Below are 23,391 nucleotides of genomic sequence, written 5' to 3' on the forward strand. Positions count from 1 at the left end.
CCAGAACAGAACAAGTTACTCACTATTATTCAATTTTAAAGAAAGTCAATCGGTTCTAGCCTGACGGTCATTGCTCCTTCAAAGGAATCCAGACCATGTCGCCACTGATTCGCTTATCCGCCTGTTTCGTCGCCCTGATGATGGCCATGGGCATCGGGCGCTTCGCCCTCACCCCGCAAATGCCGCACCTGCTCAGCGAAGGCCAGGTCGACCTGACCGCCGCCGGTCTGATCGCGGCGGCCAACTACCTCGGCTACCTGCTCGGCGCGGTGGACGCAATGTTCGCCCATCGTCCGCAGCAAGTGCAGCGCCGTTTGCACGGTGGCTTGTGGCTGTGTGTGCTGCTGACCCTCGCATCGTTCTGGGCCAACGGCTTCTGGTCGCATTTGTTGCTGCGCTTTGGCACCGGGTTGGCGAGTGCCTGGGTGCTGGTGATGATTACTGCACTGAGCCAGCCACTGGCGGCTGCGGCGGGTCGGCCACGGCTGGGCGCGCTGGTATTTGCCGGGCCGGGGCTGGGAATTTTTCTGACAGGGTTGCTGGCGCTGGTCTCACACCTGCTGAATCAGACGTCGGCCACGCTGTGGCTGATTTACGCCGCCGTGGCGCTGCTGATGTTGCTGGGGATCGTACGGATCCTGCCGCAACCGGGCATTCACACGCCGGCCACCACGCTCAATGTCAGTCACTCGAATCGCGGCATCCCGCGACTGGCAGCGGTGTATGCACTCTACGGTGTGGGTTACATCATTCCGGCCACGTTTCTCTCGCAAATGGCCAATGCGCAGTTTCACGGACAATGGCAGGCCGACCTGTTCTGGCCTTGCTTCGGCCTCGGCGCCGCGGTTGGTGTGCTGCTGGTGAGCCTGCGTCGCCACGACCCGAACACCACGCGCCACTGGCTGACGGCAACCTTGTGGCTACAGGCGCTTGGGGTCTTTGCCTGTCTATTGGGCAGCGGTTATGGCCTGGCGCTGGGCGTGATGTTGTGCGGCATGCCGTTCCTGGCCTGCATGCAACTGGTGATGCAACGTTCGCGGGAACTGGCGCCGCACGCCACCCAACGCAACGCCGGCCTGCTGACCGCGTGCTTCGCCGTCGGCCAGCTCAGCGGTCCGTTGCTGGCGGCGCTGAGCAGCCATTTCAGCGGTGGCCTGCAACCGGCACTGGTAATCGCCGGCAGCGGTTTGCTGATTGCCGGCGGGTTGGCCCTGCAAGCATCTACTGCTGACCGAGCGCTTTGCGCAAACGCCGACGCACCCACTGCTCAGCACTGACAAAAGTGATGCCGAGCAACACCAGCACCGCGCCGATGACGAAGTTCGCGCTCAGTTGTTCACCGAGCAATACCACACCGAAGGTGACGCCAAACAACGGCGTCATGAACGAAAACACCGCCAGATTGGCCGCCAGATAACGCCGCAGCAACCAGAACCAGGTCAGGTAACTGAAGAACGACACCACCAGGCCCTGGAACAACACGCTGGCAACCGCCACGGTGGTCAGGCTGACGTGAGTGATCTGGCCGCTGAACAACGCAATCAACAACAGGCCGACGAAGCCGACGATCAACTGATAGAACAGGGTCAACGTCACCGGTGCTTCCGACAGCCGCGAAGCGCGCACCACCACGGTGGTCGCGCCCCAGCAGGCGCCGGCCAATACCCCGAACGCATCACCCAGCAGCATGCGCCGGTCGAGGTTGTCCCACGACACACCGCCGGCGAAGGCAATGGCGATACCAATGAATGCCAGCAGAATCCCCATCCACTGCAGCGGCCGCAGGCGTTCGCTGGCCAGCAGAAAGTGCACGCCGAGTGCAGTGAATATCGGCGCGGTGTAGAGGAACACCGACATGTGCGCGGCCGTGGTCAGTTGCAGGCCTTCGGCGATGAAGAAGAACTCCAGGCCAAACAGTGCGCCGGCCAGCAAACCTCCGCGCCAGGTATTGCCCACCTGATCCCAGCCACCCTTCCAGCACAGCAACAGGCCGACCAGTAACGCGGAAATCCCCGAGCGACCGGCCGCCTGCATCACTGGCGCGATGTCCGGCGCGGCCCACTTGATCATCACTTGCTGCACGCCCCAGATCAGGCACAGGCCGATCATTACCTGCAAGGCAAAACCGTCGGCATTGCGCCGCTCGACACTCACCGCAACACCTCGAACACACACAACATGGCAGCCATCCAATGGTCAAAAATCGGTGTCGGGGATTATCAATCAGCCGGGCAGAAAAAGCCGTCTGGAAAAGACATTTAGTTTGTCTGTTGCGTCAGCGGTGAATGGCTGTCGGCTGTGCCGCCATTCGCGAGCAGGCTCGCTCCCGCAGTAGACCGCATGCCCCTGTGGGAGCGGGCTTGCTCGCGAAGGCGTCGGTCAAAACAACAAAAATTACGGGGCTGACTACATAAATCGCTTCGCTGCTAGAAAACCGACCGAGCAGGCAACAGCCGTGGCAAACGTCCCCCACGCCCAATCCATCAAACTCACCTGCACCGACCAGCCACGCAACGTCGCCCAATTGGTCAGGTCATACGTGCCGTACGCCACCAGCCCCAACAACGCCCCCATGCGCGCCGCGCGTTGCCAGCTCAGCGCCGGCAACACCACAAATTGCACGCAACCAAAAACGTACAGGCAATAAAAAACCGCTGCCGGTAACAGCAGCGGTTTTTCGAGCATCAGCGAACCGAGCAGTTCGCGGTAGGTCGGCGCCATCAACAGGCCAAGCCAGAGGCCATCGAGCAGAAGAAACGCCACCAGGGTGGCGCCGTAGGCAATCAGTGCTTTTTTCATCTGCCCGACCTCAAGTGAACCCATACAACATGGGCTCCGCAGGGCTCAGGTTAGTTCAATGCGATCGGCGTGAATGACGATCTTGCCGTCCTTGTACAGCGAACCAATGGCCTTCTTGAAGTTGCCCTTGCTGACCCCGAACAGGCTGCTGATCAGGGCCGGATCGCTCTTGTCACTGACCGCCAGCGTGCCGTTGTTATCGCGCAGTTTGGCGAGGATCTTCGAACTCAGGCTGCTCGCCGCTTCCTGGCCAACCGGTTGCAGGCTGAGGCTGATCTTGCCATCGGCGCGTACTTCCTTGATGAACCCCTTCTCACTCATGCCGGAACGCATGAACTTGAAGATTTCATTCTTGTGGATCAGGCCCCAGTGCTTGTTGTTGATGATCGCCTTGAAGCCCATGTCGGTGGCTTCGGCAACCAGCAGGTCAACTTCCTGCCCGGCACTGTAGTTGGCCGGGGTCTTGTCGAGGTAGCGATCCAGACGTGCAGTGGCGGTGATGCGGCGCGTGTGCTTGTCGAGGTAGACGTGCACCACACAGTATTCGCCCGCGGTCATCTGGCGCTTTTCTTCGGAGTACGGCAGCAACAGATCTTTCGGCAGGCCCCAATCGAGGAACACGCCAATGCTGTTGACTTCAACTACTTTCAGGCTGGCAAATTCACCGACCTGAACTTTTGGTTTTTCAGTGGTGGCGAGAAGTTTGTCTTCACTGTCCAGATAAATAAAAACGTTGAGCCAGTCTTCATCTTCGCTGGGAATATCTTTAGGGATATAACGGTTGGGCAAAAGAATTTCGCCGTCGGCACCGCCGTCCAGATATAAACCGAAGTTAGTGTGTTTAACCACTTGCAAACTGTTGTAACGCCCGACTAAAGCCATTTTCCAAAACCCTCATTGCGTGGCGGCATTCTACCCGGTTTTGCCCGTTTCGTTCGCTGACCGAGCACCCGGTTCAAGAAAATCGTCGGGACGCCTTGATTTTCCTCGGGTTGGCACGGGCGACTCGCCATTCGTCTGGCCAACGCACGGCCTGCTGCGCCGTTTCATTCGAGATAATTTCAGTTACGACAAATAAATGTTCTTATTTAAAACAGTAGCTTAGGGGGATATTTCGGATAATTAATCGAGAATAATCCACCCACGCACTTGGTTATTCCCGGGGATATTTATCAAGCAATTGTCAAGTGATTCCTGTACGATGCCTGGCCGAGTTACTTTTCTACAGGTTAATGGCCGCCATGCGTGTAAAAGCATCCACCAGCAAAGCAAAGCCAGCTCCAGCCGTTGAAACCAGCGAATCGATCAACGATCAGATCGCAGCGTTCCTCAAGTCCGGCGGCGAAATCCAGCAAATTGCCAAAGGCGTCAGCGGCCAGACGTTCGGCCCGTCCAAGCAGATCAGCCTGGGCAAGAAGTAATACCCGGTAATACACCCGTCCTGAGACGCTTTGAGCTTCGAAGCGTCTGGACTGGCACCCGCGCCACACCCTTTCTGTTTAATTAATCCGCAAAAATCGACGAACGGCCATCGACCCCGATGATTCGCCGGTATCCTTTCACGCGTCTAGATCAAGCGTTTCAGCAGGCCCGACGTCCTGCGCTCGCTGTTCATGGAGTGACGCATGCTCAAATCCATCTGTTTATTGTTTGTAGGCCTGCTGGCCTGCTCATCGGCGCACGCGCAGATTTTCCAGCGCGAGCTCGGCGACTTCGACCTCAAACTCGGCACCACCCCCAGCCGCAGCATGGCCCAGGGACTGGTCAAGCCGTCCGCAGTCGGCTCCTTCCACGGCGGCCTCGACCTCAGCCACGACAGTGGCCTGTATGTCGGCCAATACGCGCCCAGCATGGGCATCACTCCCGGCAAAAACCTCGAAATCGATTCCTACGTCGGCTTTAAACAACCTTTCGATCAGACCCTCGGCTACGAAGTCGGGATGATCCACTACAGCTATCCCAAGGTAGACACCCTCGACAGCCAGGAGCTGTTCGGCGGTCTGACCCTGCTCGGCAGTCGCTTTGGCGTAGCGTTCAGCAATGATCCGGATAAACAGAACAACACGCTGTTCGCCGACCTTGGCGGCAACCAGCCGTTCGGCATCGGAATCAGCATGAAATACACCACCCATCAGCTGAACTCGCCGGTCTCGGTGGACGGTGGCTACGTCAGCAGTTTTACCGATTGGTCGGTGAAACTTTCCCGGCCATTCATGGGCATCGACCTCGACCTGATCTACAGCAACTCCAGCCTCAGCGGCAGCGCTTGCTCGGCCTACTCCGGACACAACAGCGAGTGCGACGGGCTGGTCACACTCAAGGCCGCACGCGCGTTCTATTGATCGGCTGAACTGCCGGGAGCATCCTGCGTTCACATAAGAATCAGACGCCAGGCTTTCGCAAGGATCCGCTCATGTCTCGCTGGTTCAAACACCTCGCCACCCTGCTGATCTTCACCCTCGCCCTCGGCGCCTGCAGCCGCGTCGGCCTGGCCTATCGCAATCTCGACGTGATTATCCCGTGGACGCTCGGCGACTACCTGGACATGAACGGCGAGCAAAAGGACTGGTTCAACGAACGTCTCAAGGAACACCTCAACTGGCACTGCACCACGCAGTTGCCGGGTTACCTCGACTGGCTGGATCGCTTGCAGGGCATGGTTGAAACCAATCAGGTGACCGACGCCGCACTGCAAGCACGCACCGTGGAGGCCAAAAAGGCCATCGCAGACACCGCGCGCCAGATCACGCCATCGGCCATCGAATTGTTGCAAGGGCTGGACGACAAACAGGTCGCTGAAATGAACGACGCCTTTGCCAAGGATCTGCGCAAGCGTCAGCAGGAATACGTCAAACCGCCACTGGCCCAGCAGATCGCCGAACGCGGCGCACGCATGGACAAGCGCCTGACCGATTGGCTCGGCCCATTGAGCGTCACCCAGGAGCAACGGGTGATGGCCTGGTCAACCGCGCTGGGCGATCAGAACACCCAGTGGATCGCCAACCGCGCGCACTGGCAGCAGCAATTCAGCGCGGCCGTTGCCCAGCGTAAAAGTCCCGAATTCCCACAACGGATCGAGACGCTTCTGGTCAATCGCGAGCGTTTATGGACACCGGACTATCAAAAGGCCTACGCCAACACCGAAGCCCAGGCGCGTGCGCTGGCGGTTGATCTGATGGCGCAGAGCACGCCGCAGCAACGGCAGCGGTTGTTGAAGAAGATCGAGGGGGTACGCAAGGACTTCAATGATCTGAAGTGCCTCAAGGCTGCGCAAAAACCTTAAACAAGATGCCAGTCCAATGTGGCAGCGGGCTTGCTCGCGAAGGCGCTGGGTCATTCACCATTAATGTGTCTGATGCACCGCATTCTCGAGCACGCCCGCTCCCACTGGAGACCTGTCAGGCAATCTGCGCTTTGGACGCCACTTCATCAAACGTCGCTTCATCCAGCGCGTCCTGCTGATCGTCCAGCACCTGCCGCGGGTGGTCATTGCCGGGAATGCTGCTATCGATCAGGCTCAACAGGCTAGCGCCACGCGCCGTCAGCACGAAATTGTTGCCCGTGCTGCCCTGATCATCTGGACGAGGTTCGATATACCCGCGCAAAAGCAGCAACCGTTCATATTCACAGGCCAGCGTTTTCAGGTGATCCAGATTCTCGATCGGCTCGCCCGCGCTGGCTTTTTGCGCCGCATAGTCCTCGGCGTACGCCCGAGGGGCGAAGCTGTGGCCGGCGCTGTTCTGCACTTCGTGCAGCAAGCGTTCAATCAAATCCCAGTTATAAGTCGTCATCCTGATTCAACCTCCGGTGCGCGTGATTAATGGCGCGTTCATAGGTTGTGACCGGAGCCTGTCGCAGCCGTTCAGCTGCATTTCACGCCTCGAGGTCTGTCGATTTGCCCATGGGTTAAACGACTAGTCTGACAAACACGGTTTGAACTCCCGCAGGAGAAATCATCATGAACATTGAGAATCATCCGGTGGTGTCGCGTGAAGAATGGCTTGCTGCACGAAAACAACATCTGGCTGACGAGAAAGCCTTCACCCGGGAGCGCGACCGCCTCAGCGCCCGGCGTCGCGCCCTGCCGTGGGTGAAAGTCGACGAGGACTACCGCTTTCACGGCCCCAACGGCGAACTGAAGCTGGCCGACCTGTTCGGCAAACACAGCCAACTGATCGTTTACCACTTCATGTTCGCCAAGGACTGGGAGGAAGGCTGTCAGGGCTGCTCGTTCCTGTCCGACCACATCGACGGCGTCAACCAGCATCTGGCCCATCACGACATTGCCGTGGTGGCCGTCTCCCACGCGCCATTCGGACAGTTTCAGGCCTTTAAACGGCGCATGGGCTGGAAATTCGACTGGGTGTCGTCAGACGGTTCCGATTTCAACTACGACTTTGGCGTGTGCGCCCGGGAGGGCGACGCCAAGGCCGGAAAGGCGACGTACAACTACGAAAAAACTGACAGCGCCGAAGAAGAAATGCCGGGGCTGAGCGTGTTTTATCGCAATCAGGCCGGAGAGATTTTTCACACCTATTCAACCTACGCCCGTGGGCTGGACATGCTGGTCGGTGCCTACAACTACCTGGACCTGACGCCCAAGGGCCGCAATGAAGACGAGATCATGGAGTGGGTGCGCCATCATGATCAGTATGAGCGTGCCAGCAAGTCCGGTTGCTGCCACGGCGGCGAATAGCAACCTGCAGCGGCGAGACTGACTGAACTTTTCAGCGCCCCAAGGCCTCCACCGGTTAACCCGCCTTATCCGGAACGGAGGCCTGCCCCCATGAAAACCCTGCTCAAGCTGACCCTCGCCGCCACCTTCGCCTGCTCCCTGCCCGTGTGGGCCTGCACGCCCGAGGAAGCCACCGCCAAACGTGAACAACTGGCCAAGGAAGTCTCCAGACTCACCGAACAGAATCCGGCGAAGGCCAAGGAAATCAACGCCGAGCTGCAGAAGATGGACCTTGGTAGCGCCAGCGCCGATCTGCCGGACAAGTGTCAGCTGATTGATCAGCGCTTGAAAGAACTCGACTCGGCCGAGAAGAAAACCGAGGGTTGATCATAGCTAATCAACAAATCGCAGCCTGCGGCAACGCCCGTCCGGCTGCGTTTTTTTACCCTTGAAAATGCATTTGTGCATTTATTTATTTGCACAAATGCATATACGTGACTACGGTTAGTTCGAGCAAGGAGATCGGCACCAGCCATCGAACATGGCAACCGTTAGCCACCGATCGCTCGGCAATACCGCAACACCCCACACAAGCTGGATGCTTGTTTTCATTCATGGAGGACTGAAAAATGTTAACCACTCAAGCAACATCGTTCACCGGCGAGAGCCTGCCAAGGTGCCTCGTCGGCCACCTGCTCGACCCGCAACTGGTCGAAGTTGAAGCCGCAGCGCATACCGCTGCACTGGCCGCCGCCAGCCTCAACTTCACGATGCAGAAACAGACTCAGACCAACTGGTGCTGGGCAGCCGTTTCCGCCTCGGTCGGCAACTACTACGGCACCGGGTCCTGGACCCAGTGCGGTGTCGCCAGTACCCAACTGGACCGCAATTGCTGCAATCAGCCGGGACCGTGCAACGTCTACGGCTATCTGGATTCGGCCCTGCAAACCACCCGTAGCTACAACGGCATGAATCAGGGTTCGCTGCAGATGTCGGCCATCCAGAACCAGATCAACATGGGCCGCCCGGTCGGCCTGCGCTGTGCCTGGTACGGCGGCGGTGCGCACTTCCTGACGATTTATGGCACCAACGGCAACTACGTGCTGGTTGCCGACTCGATCTACGGTTACTCGACCCGTGCACTGAACGCGTTCCCCGGTTCATACAACGGCGGCGGCAACTGGACCCACACTTACTTCACCGCAAAAAACTAGGAGGGCGACATCATGCAACTGACTTATCCAAAGGCGCCTTCCAACGGCGTTCAGACCCTGCGTCCGGCGCTGCAAGCCGCACTGCAAACCCAAGGCTTGGGCATCAATCGCCAATTCGCCAACGCCACACCGGCGAAGATCAGCCTGAGCGAAGCCTATCGTGGTTATTCGCTGACACTGGACGACCTGAGCCAGGGCAAAGGCCTGCGGGATGCGCGTATCGGTGACTGGCACTACCTGGTGTTTGCCGACGGCGTGACCATTGCCGATGCGCAACTGGCGGAGGTTCGCGGCCACGTCGAGTTCTCTTCGCTGAACCATGGCAGCCGGGCCACCGACACCGTGGGCGCATTGAAACTGGCAGAACAGGCGCCGCAACTGCAAGGCAAAACCGTCGAATTGCGCGTGCTGTTTGTTTCGGCCCTGCACGTCGTGGCGATCTGGCTGCATGCGGACGGCGAGGATGTGCTGATTCCGATCGAGCCGACGCCCAAGGCGCTGGGCGACTCGCGGTTGTACAGCGAAGCGGCACTGCTGGCACTGCTCAAACCGGCGGCTGATCGCGCCAAACAGCGCTTTGACGCCGATACCAGTGGGCAACTGGGCAGCTGACAAACGCTGCGTATAAAAAAACCCGGACACTGTCCGGGTTTTTTATTGGCCGCTGAAGGCGACTTACTCAGCCGCAGGCTCTGCTGGCTTGCGACGCTTGAGCGGTGCCATGCCGTCGCTGCTCACCAGTGAATCCGGCTTCGGACGGTTGGCGCTCTTGCGCTTGGTCGGGGTCTTGGCGGCGGTTTTCTTCTTGTCGCCCTTGGCGTCGGTCTTTTTCTTCTTCACGCCGACAGCCTTGCCCGAGGCCTTGACCTTTTTCGGCCCGCCGTAGGTGCCTTTGACTTCCTTGATGGTGCGGCGCTCGAAGCTCTGCTTCAGGTAGCGCTCGATGCTCGACATCAGGTTCCAGTCACCGTGGCAGATCAGCGAGATCGCCAGACCGTCGTTGCCGGCACGGCCGGTACGACCGATACGGTGCACGTATTCGTCGCCGCTGCGTGGCATGTCGAAGTTGATCACCAGGTCCAGGCCATCAACGTCCAGGCCACGGGCCGCCACATCGGTAGCCACCAGAATCTTCACGCCGCCCTGCTTCAGACGGTCGATCGCCAGTTTGCGATCCTTCTGGTCTTTCTCGCCGTGCAGCACGAACGCCTTGTATTCCTGAGCCACGAGGCGGCCGTAGATGCGGTCGGCCATGGCGCGGGTGTTGGTGAAGACGATGGCCTTCTGGTAGGTCTCGTTGGCCAGCAGCCAGTTCACAATCTGCTCTTTGTGCTGATTGTGATCAGCGGTGATGATCTGCTGACGGGTGGTCGAGTTCAGTTGGCTGACCGCATTGAGCTGCAAGTGCTCAGGGTTGTTCAGCACCTTGGCGATCATGTCGCGCAGGCCGGAACCGCCGGTGGTCGCGGAGAACAGCATGGTCTGCTGCCGGTTCGGGCATTCGTCGACCAGACGCTGTACGTCTTCGGCGAAACCCATGTCGAGCATGCGGTCGGCTTCGTCGAGTACCAGCACTTCGACTTCTTTGAGGTCGAGGTTGCCGGCGTTGAGTTGCTCGATCATCCGGCCCGGGGTGCCGATCAGGATATCCGGCACCTTGCGCAACATCGCGGCCTGGACCTTGAAGTCTTCACCACCGGTGATCAGGCCGGACTTGATGAAGGTGAACTGCGAGAAGCGTTCGACTTCCTTCAGGGTCTGCTGGGCCAGTTCACGGGTCGGCAACAGGATCAGCGTCTTGATGCTGACGCGGATCTTGGCCGGGCCGATCAGGCGGTTGAGGATCGGCAGGACAAAAGCGGCGGTCTTGCCGCTACCGGTTTGCGCCGTCACCCGCAGGTCACGCCCCTGGAGCGCCAGCGGAATGGCCGCTGCTTGCACCGGCGTTGGCTCGACAAATTTCAGCTCGGCCACGGCTTTGAGCAGGCGTTCGTGCAGGGCGAATTGGGAAAACACGGGTGCTACCTCGAAGATATGCAAAAAAACAGCTGCATAGGTTACCGGTTTCGAGCGCTCAGGCCGAGTTTCTTTATACAAACGGGCGTAATCAGTGGCTTTTTTGTTGCTCGATTTGTCTCCATCGGTAATACACAGCGTCTTAAATGCTCTAATCGCCCATCGCGTCTTACAGAAGAATCGTTGCTCACATGGATTTCAAACAGCTCTGGCTCAACGCCCAAGACCTCTGGGGTGCCCTCGAACAGCACCCGTTCCTGCAATCCGGCCTGGCGCTGATGCTGCTATTAGTCATCGCGCTGGTCCTCGGACGAGTGGCGCGCTATCTGATCCTGCATGCCAGCCGCATGCTCGGTCGCCAGCCGGCGCTGCACTGGATCAACGACTTTCGCCACAACAAGGTGTTTCAGCGCCTGGCGCAGATGACGCCGTCGCTGGTGATCCAGTTCGGCCTGCACCTGGTGCCGGAACTGAGCAAAACCGCGATGACCTTCCTCGGCAACGTGGCGCTGTCCTTCACCATCCTGTTCCTGCTGCTGTCGGTCAGCGCCCTGCTCAACGCGTTGCTGGACATCTATGCGCGCACCGAACACGCCCGCACCCGGTCGATCAAAGGCTATGTGCAACTGGCGAAAATGGTCTTGTACGTGTTCGGCGCGATTATCATCGTCGCCACCCTGATCGACCGTTCACCGCTGTTGCTGCTCTCCGGTCTGGGTGCGATGTCGGCGGTGATTCTGTTGGTCTACAAGGACACCCTGCTGTCGTTCGTCGCCAGCGTGCAACTGACCAGTAACGACATGCTGCGGGTCGGCGACTGGATCGAAATGCCCCAGGTCGGCGCCGATGGCGACGTGGTCGACATCACTTTGCACACGGTCAAGGTGCAGAATTTCGACAAGACCATCGTCTCGATTCCGACCTGGCGCCTGATGAGCGAGTCGTTCAGAAACTGGCGCGGCATGCAGCAGTCCGGTGGGCGGCGGATCAAACGCAGCCTGTTCATTGATGCCAGCGGCGTGCGCTTCATCCGCGACGATGAAGAGGAAAAGCTCTCCCAGGTGCACCTGCTGACCGACTACATGAGCCGCAAGAAAGCCGAACTCAAGGCGTGGAACGAGGCGCAGGGCAACGTCGCGGCGATGTCGGCCAACCGGCGGCGCATGACCAACATCGGCACTTTCCGCGCTTACGCACTGGCGTACCTGAAGAGCCACCCGGAGGTCCAGCCGAACATGACCTGCATGGTCCGCCAGATGCAGACCACCGCGCAGGGCATTCCACTGGAAATCTACTGCTTCACCAGCACCACGGCGTGGGCCGACTATGAGCGGATTCAGGGGGATATTTTCGATTACCTGCTGGCGGTGCTGCCGGAGTTTGGGTTGAGCCTGTATCAGCAGCCGAGTGGCGGGGATTTGCGGTCGGGGTTGTTGCCGGCGGTGTTGGGTTCGGCGCACATTCCGCAAACCCAGAAACACTTGATGTAACGCCACCGATCAAAACTGTGGGAGTGAGCCTGCTCGCGAAGGCGTCAAATCAGTCAACATAATCTTTGAATGACACATCGCTTTCGCGAGCAAGCCCGCTCCCACAGGGGTTATCCGGTGGTTGGAACTTTGCGGATACCTAAACGGCTAATCCATACGGCTGTGAGGATGACACTCCCGCCAAGGAACAACCTGCCCAGTTCCTCGTGCTGATTCCAGATCAGCAGATTCAGCAGCAAGCCCACCGGCACATGCAGGTTATTCATCACTGCCAGCGTGCCGCCATTGACCAGGCACGCGCCCTTGTTCCACCAGTACAGACCCAGCGCCGTCGAGACCAGCCCGAGAAACAGCAACACGCCCCACTGCAGCGGCGCTTCAGGCAGAAAGTCGGCTTTGCCGAACAGCAGAAACGCCGGCAACACCACCGCCAATGCACCGAGATAGAAGAAGCCGAAACGCCGGTAATGCGGCAGGTCGCTTGGGTGTTTCGCCACCAGGTGCTTGTACAGCACCTGTCCGGCGGCGTAGGTGAAGTTGGCCAGTTGCAGCAGCAAAAAGCCCATGAAGAAGTCCGGGTTGATCCGGTCAAAGCGAATCACCGCCGCGCCACCTACTGCGACCAATGCGGCCACCAGCGCCCACGGGTTGAAACGGCGGTTCAGCGCATCTTCGATCAGCGTCACGTGCAGCGGCGTGAGGATGGTGAACAGCAGCACCTCCGGCACCGTCAGCACGCGGAAGCTCAGGTACAGGCAGACGTAGGTGATGCCGAACTGCAGCGCGCCGATCAGCAGCATGCCGCGCATGAACGCAGGTTCCACCGAGCGCCAGCGGGTCAGCGGGATGAACACCAGCCCGGCCAGCACCACACGCACCAGCACCGCAAAGTAGCTGTCGACATGCCCGGCGAGGTATTCGCCGATCAGACTGAAGGAAAACGCCTGGATCAGCGTGACAAAAAGTAGATAGCCCATGGTCGCCTCTGTTTCGAATGGCGGCGACGATAGCGGGTTTTACGCCTGATCGCGAACCCTGTGCAAAGGCTGCCGCCGTGGGGACGACGCTGCTCGCCCCCACAGGACCAGAGTCATCCTTTGACGCAGTGCTCCATGCCGTGTCCGCCGCCTTCGTACTCAGGGCCGTAATAGTATTTGTTGAACGAGAGTTTGCCGTCAGACCCTGCCTCTACCTTGGCGGCACCCACACCATAATCTTTCAGTGCCGGGTCGGTGTGAGCGAAGTAAATGGCCAGTGAATCGGCGTTGGCAGCCGCAAAACCGTCGTACACGGATTTGTCTGCCAGCGTCAGCTTGAAACTGTAGGCGCCGTAATGACCCGTGCTCTGCTCGGCGTTGAGCTTCATGTCAACCGTGCCTTTGAACTCGCCAATGTGACTGTCAGTGCCTTTGCACTGATAGACACCACTGAAATCGGTGCCGGTGAACGGCGGTGGACTCGCCCAGGCGGGCGCCGAAATGAATGCGATTGCGGCAATGACTTTCTTCAACATCGTGATCTCCCTGTCTTGTTTGTCAGCGGTGTCGGCTCGTAGCTCACCAAGCGGTTCACCCCTGATCGCTGACTGTTCAGCTGACGCAAAAGCCTAAAGATGCCGCGTCCGACGAACAACCTGAAAACCATGTAGGAACTTTCTGTTTTTGCGTTCCCCATAAAACGACAACAGGCAAAAAAAAGCCCGATCTCGCTAAAGCGTTCAATCGGGCTACAGCACTCAGGAGCAACAAGTGCAAAGGGAGGTTCGATGCGCGTAGAACCTTGAAGGGGTTGCGCCAGGTCACTAAAACAATCGGCGATTATCTGGCGATTAACCGATCAAGCGACTTGAGACAGTTTGGCGTTGGCCTGATTCAGGCCCTTCTCCTGGAAGTCGCCGCCCAGGTTCATGCCTTCGGCGTGAATGAAGGTCACGTCGTGGATGCCGATGAAGCCCATGACCTGACGCAGGTACGGTTCCTGATGATCCGCCGGGCCGCCGGCGTAGATGCCGCCGCGAGCGGTGAGCACGTAGGCACGTTTGCCGCTGAGCAGGCCTTGCGGGCCGGTTTCGGTGTACTTGAAGGTCACGCCGGCACGCAGCACGTGGTCGAGCCAGGCCTTGAGGGTGCTCGGGATCGCGAAGTTGTACATCGGCGCAGCCATTACCAGCACGTCGGCGGCCAGCAACTCATCGGTCAACTCGTTGGAGCGGTCCAGCGATGATTGCTCGTTGGCGTTGCGCTGCTCGGCAGGCGTCATCCAGCCGCCCAGCAGGTTGGCGTCCAGGTGTGGCACCGGGTTCACGGCGAGGTCACGCACAGTGATCTGATCGTTGGGATGCGCCGCTTTCCACTGACCGATAAAGGTCTGGGTCAGTTGACGGGAAACCGAGTCTTGCTGGCGGGCGCTGCTTTCGATGATCAGAACGCGGGACATGGTGTGTAGTCTCCATCCGAGAATGTTGTAGGTCGATGGAGTGAAGGTTAAACAGGGTTGGATCGATGAAAAAGCGCAAATAATTGCTGCAAAGCATCGAATAATTCGTTTAGATGCGTCTAAGCCTTTGTGGGAGCGAGCCTGCTCGCGAAAGCGGTGCATCAGTCAGAGACTGTGTCGACTGACCCTACGCCTTCGCGAGCAGGCTCGCTCCCACAGGGATCGATATTATTTCGGGCTGCAGCTCAGTTCGATGCGCAGCCTGATGATCTCGCGTGAGAACTTGGCCGTGGCGTTTGTATGTTTGCCGGCCGGCACCTCGATGTTGCGTGTACGCGGTGCTTCCGGGCCATTGCTGAACACGGCTTTGCACAGCGCATCGACATCGCCGTAGTTGGCGACGCGGATCGAGCCAATGTCTTTATCGGTGTCGTAGGTTTCGTAGTCGATCTTCAGGCCATTGAGGCTCTTCTGCACATCGATCGGGTAAGCAAACGCAGTCAGCGGCAGCAACGCTAGCACCACACAACAGAATTTTTTCATTCGCCAGTCTCCATGAGGGACGGCCAGCTTAGGACAAGAGGAGCTATTGATGAAAGCGCCCCGCGTGACCCTTGATCAATGGCGAACACTGCAGGCCGTGGTCGACCATGGCGGATTCGCCCAGGCCGCCGAGGCACTGCACCGTTCGCAATCGTCGGTGAGTTACACCGTCGCCCGCATGCAGGATCAGCTCGGCGTGCCTTTGCTGCGCATCGACGGGCGTAAAGCGGTGCTTACCGAGGCCGGTGGCGTGCTGCTGCGCCGCTCACGGCAACTGGTGAAACAGGCCAGCCAACTGGAAGACCTCGCCCACCATATGGAGCAAGGCTGGGAGGCCGAGGTGCGACTGGTGGTCGATGCCGCTTACCCGAGCGCGCGCATCGTCAGGGCCCTGACCGCGTTCATGCCGCAGAGTCGCGGCTGCCGCGTGCGCCTGCGCGAGGAGGTGTTGTCGGGTGTAGAAGAAGTGTTGCTTGAAGGCGTGGCCGATCTGGCCATTACTGGTCTGAGCATCCCCGGCTACCTCGGCGCGGAATTGAGCGACGTCGAGTTTGTCGCCGTCGCCCACCCTGATCACGCCCTGCATCGGCTCAACCGCGAGCTGAGCTTCCAGGATCTGGAAACCCAGATGCAGGTGGTGATCCGCGACTCCGGTCGCCAGCAACCGCGCGACGTCGGCTGGCTCGGCGCCGAACAGCGCTGGACCGTCGGCAGCCTCGCCACCGCCGCGACATTCGTCAGCAGTGGCCTGGGCTTTGCCTGGTTGCCACGGCACATGATCGAACGGGAATTGAAGGAAGGCACGCTCAAGCTGCTACCGTTGGATCAGGGCGGCAGCCGTAACCCGAGCTTCTACCTGTATTCGAACAAGGACAAACCACTGGGCCCGGCGACGCAAATCCTCATCGAACTGTTGCGCACCTTCGACACATTACCGCTGGACGCGCCGTTCGCCGCCCCCGAACAAGCCTGACACGGAGTTCACCGATGGCCTATTTCGAGCACGAAGGTTGCAACCTGCACTACGAGGAATATGGCCACGGTACGCCGTTGCTGCTGGTTCACGGGCTCGGCTCGAGCACCCTGGACTGGGAAATGCAGATCCCGGCGCTGTCGGCGCACTACCGGGTGATCGTTCCGGACATACGCGGTCACGGTCGCTCGGACAAACCTCGCGAGCGCTACAGCATCGCCGGTTTCAGCGCCGATCTGCTGGCATTGATCGAACACCTGAACCTCGGTCCGGTGCACTACGTGGGGCTGTCGATGGGCGGGATGATCGGCTTTCAGTTCGCCGTCGATCAGCCACAGAGGCTGAAAAGCCTGACCATCGTCAACAGCGCCCCCGAAGTCAAAATCCGCAGTCGCGACGATTATTGGCAGTGGTTCAAGCGCTGGAGCCTGATGCGCGTACTCAGCCTGGCGAGCATTGGCAAGGCACTGGGTGGCAAACTGTTCCCGAAACCCGAGCAGGCCGATTTGCGGCAGAAAATGGCCGAGCGCTGGGCAAAAAACGACAAACGTGCTTATCTCGCCAGCTTCGATGCGATTGTTGGCTGGGGGGTTCAGGAACGACTTTCGCGCGTGACCTGTCCAACGCTCATCGTCAGCGCCGACCGTGATTACACGCCGGTGGCGCTGAAAGAAACCTATGTAAAACTGCTGCCCGATGCGCGGCTGGTGGTGATCGCCGATTCGCGCCACGCCACCCCGCTTGATCAACCCGAACGCTTCAACCAAACGCTGCTGGAGTTTCTTGCCGCAGCCGATATTCAATCTCAGGATCACTGACCCATGCTGAAAAAACTTGCCCTCGCCGCCGGCACTGTGCTGTTTGCTGCCAACCTGATGGCTGCCACGCCTGCCAAAGCACCGCACGTGCTGCTGGACACCACCAACGGCCAGATCGAAATCGAACTGGATCCGGTCAAGGCGCCGATCAGTACCAAGAACTTTCTGGATTACGTCAACAGCGGTTTTTACACCAACACCATTTTCCACCGTGTGATCCCGGGCTTCATGGCTCAGGGCGGTGGTTTCACACCTCAGATGCAGCAGAAAGAAACCAAGGCGCCGATCAAGAACGAAGCCAGCAATGGTCTGCATAACGTTCGCGGCACCTTGTCGATGGCCCGCACCTCCGATCCAAACTCGGCCACCAGCCAGTTCTTCATCAACGTGAAGGATAACGACTTCCTCGACCCGGGCCGTGACGCCGGTTACGCGGTGTTCGCCAAAGTGGTGAAAGGCATGGACGTGGTCGACGTCATCGTCAACTCGCCAACCACTACCAGGCAAGGCATGCAAAACGTGCCTTCCGACCCTGTGATCATCAAGTCGGCCAAAGTCATCGACTAAGTTGTACAGGGCGTTTCGAGCGGCGTGAATTCAACCCCACGCCGCTCACACCGATAAAAGGAGAGCCCGGCTTCCGGGCGGTTATCTGATGCTCTATCGCCGTTTCGAACAACTGATCGACATATTCCGCGACGCCCCGACGGCGTCCCCGCCCGATCGTGTCTGGCCCTTCTACACCTATTACCTCAAGCAGGTCTGGCCGAGTTTTGCTGCCCTGCTGGTGGTCGGCCTGTTTGCCGCACTGATCGAAGTGGCACTGTTCAGTTACCTGAGTCGCATCATCGACCTGGCCCAAGGCACGCCCAACCCGAATTTCTTCAGCGACCACGCCCTCGAACTGACCTGGATGGTGGTGGTCGCGCTGGTGCTGCGGCCGATCTTCTTCGGCCTGCACGACCTGCTGGTGCATCAGACCCTGAGCCCGGGGATGACCAGCATGATCCGCTGGCAGAATCACAGCTATGTGCTCAAGCAGAGCCTGAACTTCTTCCAGAACGACTTCGCCGGGCGCATCGCCCAACGCATCATGCAGACCGGCAACTCACTTCGTGACTCGGCGGTGCAGGCGGTGGATGCACTGTGGCACGTGCTGATCTACGCGATCAGCTCGCTGGTGCTGTTCGCCGAAGCCGACTGGCGCCTGATGATCCCGCTGCTGACGTGGATCGCCGCCTACATCGGCGCACTGTATTACTTCGTGCCACGGGTGAAAAATCGCTCGGTAGAAGCCTCCGACGCACGCTCCAAACTGATGGGGCGAATCGTCGACGGCTACACCAACATCGCCACCCTGAAGCTGTTCGCCCATACCAATTTCGAACAGCACTACGCCAAGGAAGCCATCGAAGAGCAGACGGTCAAGGCGCAGATGGCCGGTCGCGTGGTCACCAGCATGGACGTGGCGATCACCACCATGAACGGCCTGCTGATCGTCGGCACCACTGCGCTGGCGCTGTGGCTGTGGACGCAGTCGCTGATCACCGTCGGCGCAATCGCCCTGGCGACCGGCCTGGTGATTCGCATCGTCAACATGTCCGGCTGGATCATGTGGGTGGTTACCGGCATCTTCGAAAACATCGGCATGGTCCAGGATGGCCTGCAGACCATCTCGCAACCGGTCAGTGTCACCGATCGCGAGCAGGCCAAACCGCTGGCCGTGGCCCGTGGTGAAGTGCGTTTCGAGCACGTGGATTTTCACTACGGCAAGAAGAAAGGCATCATCGGCGACCTCAATCTGACCATCAAACCGGGTGAGAAAATCGGCCTGATCGGCCCGTCCGGTGCTGGCAAATCGACCCTGGTCAACCTGCTGCTGCGCCTGTACGACGTCGAAGGCGGACGGATTGTGATCGATGGGCAGAACATCGCCGAAGTCGGCCAGGAAAGCCTGCGCGCGCGGATCGGCATGATCACTCAGGATACGTCGTTGCTGCACCGCTCGATCCGCGACAACCTGCTCTACGGCAAACCCGATGCCACCGATGCCGAACTCTGGGACGCGGTGCACAAGGCCCGCGCCGATGAGTTCATTCCATTGCTGTCGGACGCTGAAGGCCGCACCGGTTTCGATGCGCACGTCGGCGAGCGCGGCGTGAAACTGTCCGGTGGCCAGCGCCAGCGCATTGCGATCGCGCGGGTACTGCTCAAGGACGCGCCAATCCTGATCATGGACGAAGCGACCTCGGCACTCGACTCGGAAGTCGAAGCGGCGATCCAGGAAAGCCTGGAAACCCTCATGCAGGGCAAGACCGTGATCGCCATCGCCCACCGCCTTTCGACCATCGCGCGCATGGACCGGCTGGTGGTACTGGAAAACGGCAAGATCGCCGAGAGCGGCACCCATGCCGAACTGCTGGCCCATCGCGGGCTGTATGCGCGGTTGTGGGCACATCAGACCGGAGGGTTTGTCGGCATCGATTGATCATTGGGTCAATTCAATTGCAATGTGGGAGCGAGCCTGCTTGCGAAGGCGGAGTGTCAGATACCACCATTGTTGTCAGACATGCCGCTTTCGCGAGCAGGCTCGCTGCCACAGGGTCCGCAGTGATCCTGAACGCCTGAGAACCGCCACAGCCCTCTCCCCACAGGCTCTGGCGGTTTTTTTGTGCCCGCTGGAAATCCGTCCAAAGCCTGCTGTACTCAGCCAAGGTTCCAGCAGGGAACCTGTCGTAAATTGGCAAGGAAGCACAAATCGATTCAGTCTCGATAGCACGCCTATCAAGGACACTCTCATGTCTCTGTTCAAACGTTCAGTTACTGAGTTGTTGGGTACGTTCTGGTTGGTTCTGGGTGGTTGTGGCAGTGCGGTGCTCGCCGCGTCTTCGCCTCTGGGCATCGGGGTGCTGGGGGTGGCCCTGGCATTTGGTCTGACCGTGTTAACCATGGCGTTCGCCATCGGCCACATCAGCGGCTGTCATCTGAACCCGGCCGTTTCCGTGGGTCTGGTGGTCGGCGGCCGGTTCCCGGCCAAAGAGCTGCCCGCCTACATCATCGCGCAAGTGCTGGGTGCGATTCTCGCAGCGGCGTTGCTCGCGCACATCGCCAGCGGCAAGGAGGGTTTCGACATCGCTGCGGGCCTGGCGTCCAACGGTTATGGCGAACACTCACCGGGCAAATACTCAATGGCCGCAGGTTTCGTCACCGAGCTGGTGATGACTGGCATGTTCGTGATCATCATCCTCGGCGCCACCGACAAACGCGCCCCGGCGGGACTCGCACCGATTGCCATCGGCCTGGGCCTGACGCTGATTCACCTGATCTCGATCCCGGTCACCAACACCTCGGTCAACCCGGCGCGCAGCACCGGGCCGGCGCTGATGGTGGGCGGCTGGGCGATCGCGCAGTTGTGGATGTTCTGGGTCGCGCCGCTGCTGGGCGCGGTGGTGGGCGGGACGATTTATCGCTGGCTGGGCAAAGACGAATCTTGAAGACGCCACAACTCACCTTGTAGGAGTGAGCCTGCTCGCGATAGCGGTCTGTCGGTTAGCTCATCACTGGCAGACAGGCCGCTATCGCGAGCAGGCTCACTCCTACAGGGGATCTATGTTTGCCGGTAGGGCAAGGCTGTTCTGGCTTCCTCGGCGTAGGCCAATACGCCGGCGCGCTCCTGGTGTAGGAAGTCTTTGACCGCTGCCTTCAGGCCAGGATGGCGCAGGTAATGCCACGAGTGCGTGATCACCGGTTCAAAACCGCGAATCAGTTTGTGCTCACCTTGGGCACCCGCATCAAAGCGTTGATAACCCTGGGCAATCGCGTAATCCATGCCCTGATAGAAACAGGTCTCGAAATGCAGCCGGTCGAACTCGGCCAGGCAGCCCCAATAGCGACCGTAGAAGCTGTCGCCTCCCACCAGACTGAAGGCCATCGCCACTGGCCGTGAATCCTGTCTGGCCAGCACTACCCGAATCGACTCCGGCATCCGCTCGGCCAGCAGACTGAAAAACTCGCGCGTGAGGTACGGCGTCTGCCGACGCACCGCGTAAGTGTTGGCATAGCAGGCATAGACAAAATCCCATTGCGACTCGTCCAGCTCACGCCCCTCCAGCCATTCGAATTCGAAGCCCTGCCCCGCCACTTGCTCGCGCTCCTTGCGCATCTGCTTGCGCTTGCGCGAACTGAGCCGGTCGAGAAAGTCCTGGAAGTCCCGATAACCGCGATTCTGCCAGTGATACTGACAGCCGATGCGCTGCAGCCAGCCCGGCTGCTCGGCCATGGCGGCGTCGGTGAACGGGTCGGTGAAATTGATGTGCGCGCTGGAAAGTTCTTCGATTTCCAGATAACCCGGCAGGCTCTTGAGCAGTTCGAAACCATCCTCGACATTCACCGCCAACAGTCGCGGGCCACTGACCGGACTGAACGGTACCGCCGTCAGCAACTTGGGGTAGTAATCGATGCCGGCTCGGGCGCAGGCATCGGCCCAGCCGTGATCGAACACATACTCGCCGTAGGAATGCCACTTGCGATAGCTGGGCAGCGCCGCGATCAACTGCCCGTCTTCCAGGTGCAGCAAATGCTCAGGCTGCCAACCGGTATGGGGGCCGACGCTGCCACTGTCTTCCAGTGCACTCAGGAACGCATGCCGCAGAAACGGCTGGTTCTCGGGCACCAGCGCATCCCATGTCGTCGGGGCGATTTCTGACAGGTTTTGCAGACGTTGCAACGGCATCAACTGGCTCTCCACATCTTGGCGTCAAAGCCCCGCGAGTATCGCTGATCGGCAACCATTGCACACGCTCAATCGGCCGACAGCGCTCTGGCTCAATAGTTCACGCCGCCTTTGTATCGTCATCGACATGACATCACTTAGCCACTGCTCTGTCATAAACCATCGCGATACTCGCTCCTGTTTTTAGAGCGCCGGGTTCTACCCGGACACTGTTTTCCGACGTGCGCGTCGGTGTGCCCAGGATGGTTCAGCCATCCCCTCTCATCTTCGGAGATTGCTATGCGTCTTGCTTCCACGAAAACTGCGGCGGCCCTGTGCGGTGGCCTGTTGCTGGCCATGAGCGTTCCGGCCAGTGCTGCAGTCGACGCCAAACTGCTCGACATGCTCAAGGCCAACGGTTCCATTTCTCAGGCTCAGTACACTGAACTGCAAGCTGAACTGGCCAAGGATCAGAAGGCTCAGCAAATCGCGCAGCAGGCGCAGCAAGAGACCAACGAGCAAATCGCGGCAACCGCGAAGAAAACCAACGAGCTGAGTTCCTTCGACCAGAAACTCGCCTGGGCTGCCAAGACCCAGTTCAAGGGCGATGTGCGTTTCCGTCAGGAGACCGTCAAGAACGATGGCGTGCCGAACAGCAAGGACCAGGACCGTCAGCGCATTCGTGCCCGCCTGGGTGCCTACACCGAAATCAACCCGCAGGTGGACACCGGTATCCGTATCGCCACCGGCAGCAGCGACGATGCCCGCTCGACCAACCAGGACCTGAACAACTACTTCGACAAGAAACAGATCTGGCTCGACCAGGGTTACGTCGACTACCACCCTGACGCGATCAAGAACCTGCACCTGATCGCCGGTAAAATGAACCAGCCTTGGGTCAGCATGGGCGACATCATCTGGGACAGCGACATCAACCCGGAAGGTCTGGCCGTCACTTACAAGTACCCGCTGAGCGGCAGCACCGAGCTGTTCGGTAGCGCCGGTCATTACACCCTCAAGGACAACGTCGACGGCGAAGGCGTGCAGTTCAAGCACGACCTGCGTCTGTACGCCGGCCAGTTGGGCGGTCGCTTTGCACTGACCGACAGCCTCAAACTGACCCTGGGCGGCAGTATCTATTCCTACGACAACGACAAGGACAGCGCCTGCCCGACCACCGGCACCGTTACTGCGCCATGCGCCCTGGCGGTCAATGGCAACAGCCCGAACGAAACCTTCAAGTTGTATGAAGGTTTTGGTCAGCTGGACATCGCCAACCTGCCCGTTCCGCTGTCGATCTACGGTCAGTACGTCAACAACAAAGACGCCAGCAACGACCAGGACACTGGCTGGCTGGCCGGCGTCAAGACCAAGGTTTATGGCTTCGGGATCGACTACAACTACCGCGACGTGCAGCGTAACGCGGTGGTCGGTGCCTTCACCGACTCCGACTTCGCCAACGGCTACACCGGTTCGCGCGGCAGCAAGTTGAAAGTCAGCTACGAGCTGGACAAGAACTTCACTCTGGGCGCGACCTACTTCATGGCCAACTCGGACTACACCAACGCCAGCCTGAAAAAGACCGACTCCGACATCAACACGCTGCAACTGGATGCCGAAGCGAAGTTCTAAAAAGCGTCACCTTATAGCCTGATGCGGGCGGGACGATCCCCATCATCCGTTCGTTTCGTCCGCGCCGGGCTATTGCGCGACCCT

At 59.4% G+C, this 23,391-nt stretch carries 25 protein-coding genes; 15 read left to right on the plus strand and 10 right to left on the minus strand.

Translation table 11 applies throughout. The features are described 5' to 3' along the window. Positions 1-95: 95 nt before the first annotated feature. On the plus strand, positions 96-1,277 hold the full coding sequence (locus tag U862_RS0111845) for an MFS transporter (protein WP_029977627.1): 1,182 nt from the start codon (positions 96-98) through the stop codon (positions 1,275-1,277). Here the strand turns inward: U862_RS0111845 and U862_RS0111850 are convergent. From U862_RS0111850 to U862_RS0111860, 3 genes are all read right to left on the minus strand, one after another. Further along, entirely contained in the window at positions 1,222-2,154 is a 933-nt protein-coding gene (locus U862_RS0111850; RefSeq protein WP_025110594.1) for a DMT family transporter, read from the minus strand. The genes U862_RS0111845 and U862_RS0111850 overlap by 56 nt on opposite strands. A 252-nt stretch (positions 2,155-2,406) precedes the next feature. Continuing rightward, the gene (locus U862_RS0111855; RefSeq protein ID WP_029977628.1) at positions 2,407-2,799 is read right to left on the minus strand and encodes a DUF2177 family protein; all 393 of its coding nucleotides are present in this window, start codon (positions 2,797-2,799) and stop codon (positions 2,407-2,409) included. Positions 2,800-2,844: 45 nt separating this feature from the next. Next, positions 2,845-3,681 (minus strand): S1 RNA-binding domain-containing protein, encoded by an 837-nt coding sequence (locus U862_RS0111860; protein ID WP_025110595.1) that lies wholly within the window; start codon positions 3,679-3,681, stop codon positions 2,845-2,847. Between the two features lie 350 nt (positions 3,682-4,031). On the opposite strand from U862_RS0111860, the gene U862_RS0111865 reads away from it, so the two are divergent. The 3 genes from U862_RS0111865 (at position 4,032) to U862_RS0111875 (ending at position 6,082) form a co-directional block, all read left to right on the plus strand. Then, the gene (locus tag U862_RS0111865; protein WP_016985943.1) at positions 4,032-4,220 is read left to right on the plus strand and encodes a hypothetical protein; all 189 of its coding nucleotides are present in this window, start codon (positions 4,032-4,034) and stop codon (positions 4,218-4,220) included. A 204-nt stretch (positions 4,221-4,424) separates the two neighbouring features. Continuing rightward, positions 4,425-5,141, plus strand: a complete 717-nt coding sequence (locus U862_RS0111870; RefSeq protein WP_025110596.1) for a TorF family putative porin — start codon at positions 4,425-4,427, stop codon at positions 5,139-5,141. A gap of 71 nt (positions 5,142-5,212) precedes the next feature. Then, the gene (locus U862_RS0111875) at positions 5,213-6,082 is read left to right on the plus strand and encodes a DUF6279 family lipoprotein (protein ID WP_025110597.1); all 870 of its coding nucleotides are present in this window, start codon (positions 5,213-5,215) and stop codon (positions 6,080-6,082) included. A gap of 115 nt (positions 6,083-6,197) precedes the next feature. On the opposite strand, the gene U862_RS0111880 is transcribed toward U862_RS0111875, so the two are convergent. Next, the gene (locus tag U862_RS0111880; RefSeq protein WP_025110598.1) at positions 6,198-6,590 is read right to left on the minus strand and encodes a hypothetical protein; all 393 of its coding nucleotides are present in this window, start codon (positions 6,588-6,590) and stop codon (positions 6,198-6,200) included. 167 nt (positions 6,591-6,757) lie between these two features. On the opposite strand from U862_RS0111880, the gene U862_RS0111885 reads away from it, so the two are divergent. The 4 genes from U862_RS0111885 (at position 6,758) to U862_RS0111900 (ending at position 9,300) form a co-directional block, all read left to right on the plus strand. Next, positions 6,758-7,495: a thioredoxin family protein gene (locus U862_RS0111885; protein ID WP_025110599.1), complete on the plus strand. Its 738-nt coding sequence runs from the start codon at positions 6,758-6,760 to the stop codon at positions 7,493-7,495. A 90-nt stretch (positions 7,496-7,585) separates the two neighbouring features. Beyond that, on the plus strand, positions 7,586-7,861 hold the full coding sequence (locus U862_RS0111890; RefSeq protein WP_025110600.1) for a hypothetical protein: 276 nt from the start codon (positions 7,586-7,588) through the stop codon (positions 7,859-7,861). 242 nt (positions 7,862-8,103) lie between these two features. Further along, positions 8,104-8,688 carry a papain-like cysteine protease family protein gene (locus U862_RS0111895; RefSeq protein ID WP_025110601.1) on the plus strand — a complete coding sequence of 195 codons (585 nt, stop codon included), beginning with the start codon at positions 8,104-8,106 and terminating at the stop codon, positions 8,686-8,688. 12 nt (positions 8,689-8,700) lie between these two features. After that, positions 8,701-9,300, plus strand: a complete 600-nt coding sequence (locus U862_RS0111900; RefSeq protein ID WP_025110602.1) for a hypothetical protein — start codon at positions 8,701-8,703, stop codon at positions 9,298-9,300. Between the two features lie 63 nt (positions 9,301-9,363). On the opposite strand, the gene U862_RS0111905 is transcribed toward U862_RS0111900, so the two are convergent. Next, positions 9,364-10,704, minus strand: a complete 1,341-nt coding sequence (locus U862_RS0111905; protein ID WP_025110603.1) for a DEAD/DEAH box helicase — start codon at positions 10,702-10,704, stop codon at positions 9,364-9,366. A gap of 191 nt (positions 10,705-10,895) precedes the next feature. Between U862_RS0111905 and U862_RS0111910 the strand changes: the two genes are divergently transcribed. Continuing rightward, the gene (locus tag U862_RS0111910; protein ID WP_025110604.1) at positions 10,896-12,194 is read left to right on the plus strand and encodes a mechanosensitive ion channel family protein; all 1,299 of its coding nucleotides are present in this window, start codon (positions 10,896-10,898) and stop codon (positions 12,192-12,194) included. Between the two features lie 110 nt (positions 12,195-12,304). On the opposite strand, the gene U862_RS0111915 is transcribed toward U862_RS0111910, so the two are convergent. The 4 genes from U862_RS0111915 to U862_RS0111930 form a co-directional block, all read right to left on the minus strand. Further along, positions 12,305-13,171 carry a carboxylate/amino acid/amine transporter gene (locus U862_RS0111915; protein WP_025110605.1) on the minus strand — a complete coding sequence of 289 codons (867 nt, stop codon included), beginning with the start codon at positions 13,169-13,171 and terminating at the stop codon, positions 12,305-12,307. Between the two features lie 113 nt (positions 13,172-13,284). After that, entirely contained in the window at positions 13,285-13,707 is a 423-nt protein-coding gene (locus tag U862_RS0111920; RefSeq protein ID WP_025110606.1) for a hypothetical protein, read from the minus strand. Between the two features lie 323 nt (positions 13,708-14,030). Continuing rightward, positions 14,031-14,630: an FMN-dependent NADH-azoreductase gene (locus U862_RS0111925; RefSeq protein WP_025110607.1), complete on the minus strand. Its 600-nt coding sequence runs from the start codon at positions 14,628-14,630 to the stop codon at positions 14,031-14,033. 228 nt (positions 14,631-14,858) lie between these two features. After that, entirely contained in the window at positions 14,859-15,173 is a 315-nt protein-coding gene (locus U862_RS0111930; RefSeq protein WP_025110608.1) for a hypothetical protein, read from the minus strand. A 49-nt stretch (positions 15,174-15,222) separates the two neighbouring features. On the opposite strand from U862_RS0111930, the gene U862_RS0111935 reads away from it, so the two are divergent. The 5 genes from U862_RS0111935 (at position 15,223) to aqpZ (ending at position 20,458) form a co-directional block, all read left to right on the plus strand. Then, entirely contained in the window at positions 15,223-16,146 is a 924-nt protein-coding gene (locus U862_RS0111935; RefSeq protein WP_025110609.1) for a LysR family transcriptional regulator, read from the plus strand. Positions 16,147-16,160: 14 nt separating this feature from the next. Further along, positions 16,161-16,964, plus strand: a complete 804-nt coding sequence (locus U862_RS0111940) for an alpha/beta fold hydrolase (protein ID WP_025110610.1) — start codon at positions 16,161-16,163, stop codon at positions 16,962-16,964. A gap of 3 nt (positions 16,965-16,967) precedes the next feature. Beyond that, positions 16,968-17,531 carry a peptidylprolyl isomerase gene (locus tag U862_RS0111945; protein ID WP_025110611.1) on the plus strand — a complete coding sequence of 188 codons (564 nt, stop codon included), beginning with the start codon at positions 16,968-16,970 and terminating at the stop codon, positions 17,529-17,531. Positions 17,532-17,619: 88 nt separating this feature from the next. Then, the gene (locus tag U862_RS0111950) at positions 17,620-19,452 is read left to right on the plus strand and encodes an ABC transporter ATP-binding protein (RefSeq protein ID WP_025110612.1); all 1,833 of its coding nucleotides are present in this window, start codon (positions 17,620-17,622) and stop codon (positions 19,450-19,452) included. A gap of 310 nt (positions 19,453-19,762) precedes the next feature. Further along, on the plus strand, positions 19,763-20,458 hold the full coding sequence (aqpZ, locus tag U862_RS0111955; protein WP_025110613.1) for an aquaporin Z: 696 nt from the start codon (positions 19,763-19,765) through the stop codon (positions 20,456-20,458). Between the two features lie 113 nt (positions 20,459-20,571). Here aqpZ and U862_RS0111960 read toward each other — a convergent pair whose 3' ends face one another. Beyond that, positions 20,572-21,696: a GNAT family N-acetyltransferase gene (locus tag U862_RS0111960; RefSeq protein WP_025110614.1), complete on the minus strand. Its 1,125-nt coding sequence runs from the start codon at positions 21,694-21,696 to the stop codon at positions 20,572-20,574. A 279-nt stretch (positions 21,697-21,975) separates the two neighbouring features. Between U862_RS0111960 and U862_RS0111965 the strand changes: the two genes are divergently transcribed. Then, entirely contained in the window at positions 21,976-23,307 is a 1,332-nt protein-coding gene (locus U862_RS0111965; RefSeq protein ID WP_025110615.1) for a putative porin, read from the plus strand. The last annotated feature ends 84 nt before the right edge of the window (positions 23,308-23,391 follow it).

The sequence above is a fragment of the Pseudomonas sp. H1h genome (genome assembly GCF_000633255.1).
In the GTDB taxonomy this organism is placed as follows: Bacteria; Pseudomonadota; Gammaproteobacteria; order Pseudomonadales; family Pseudomonadaceae; genus Aquipseudomonas.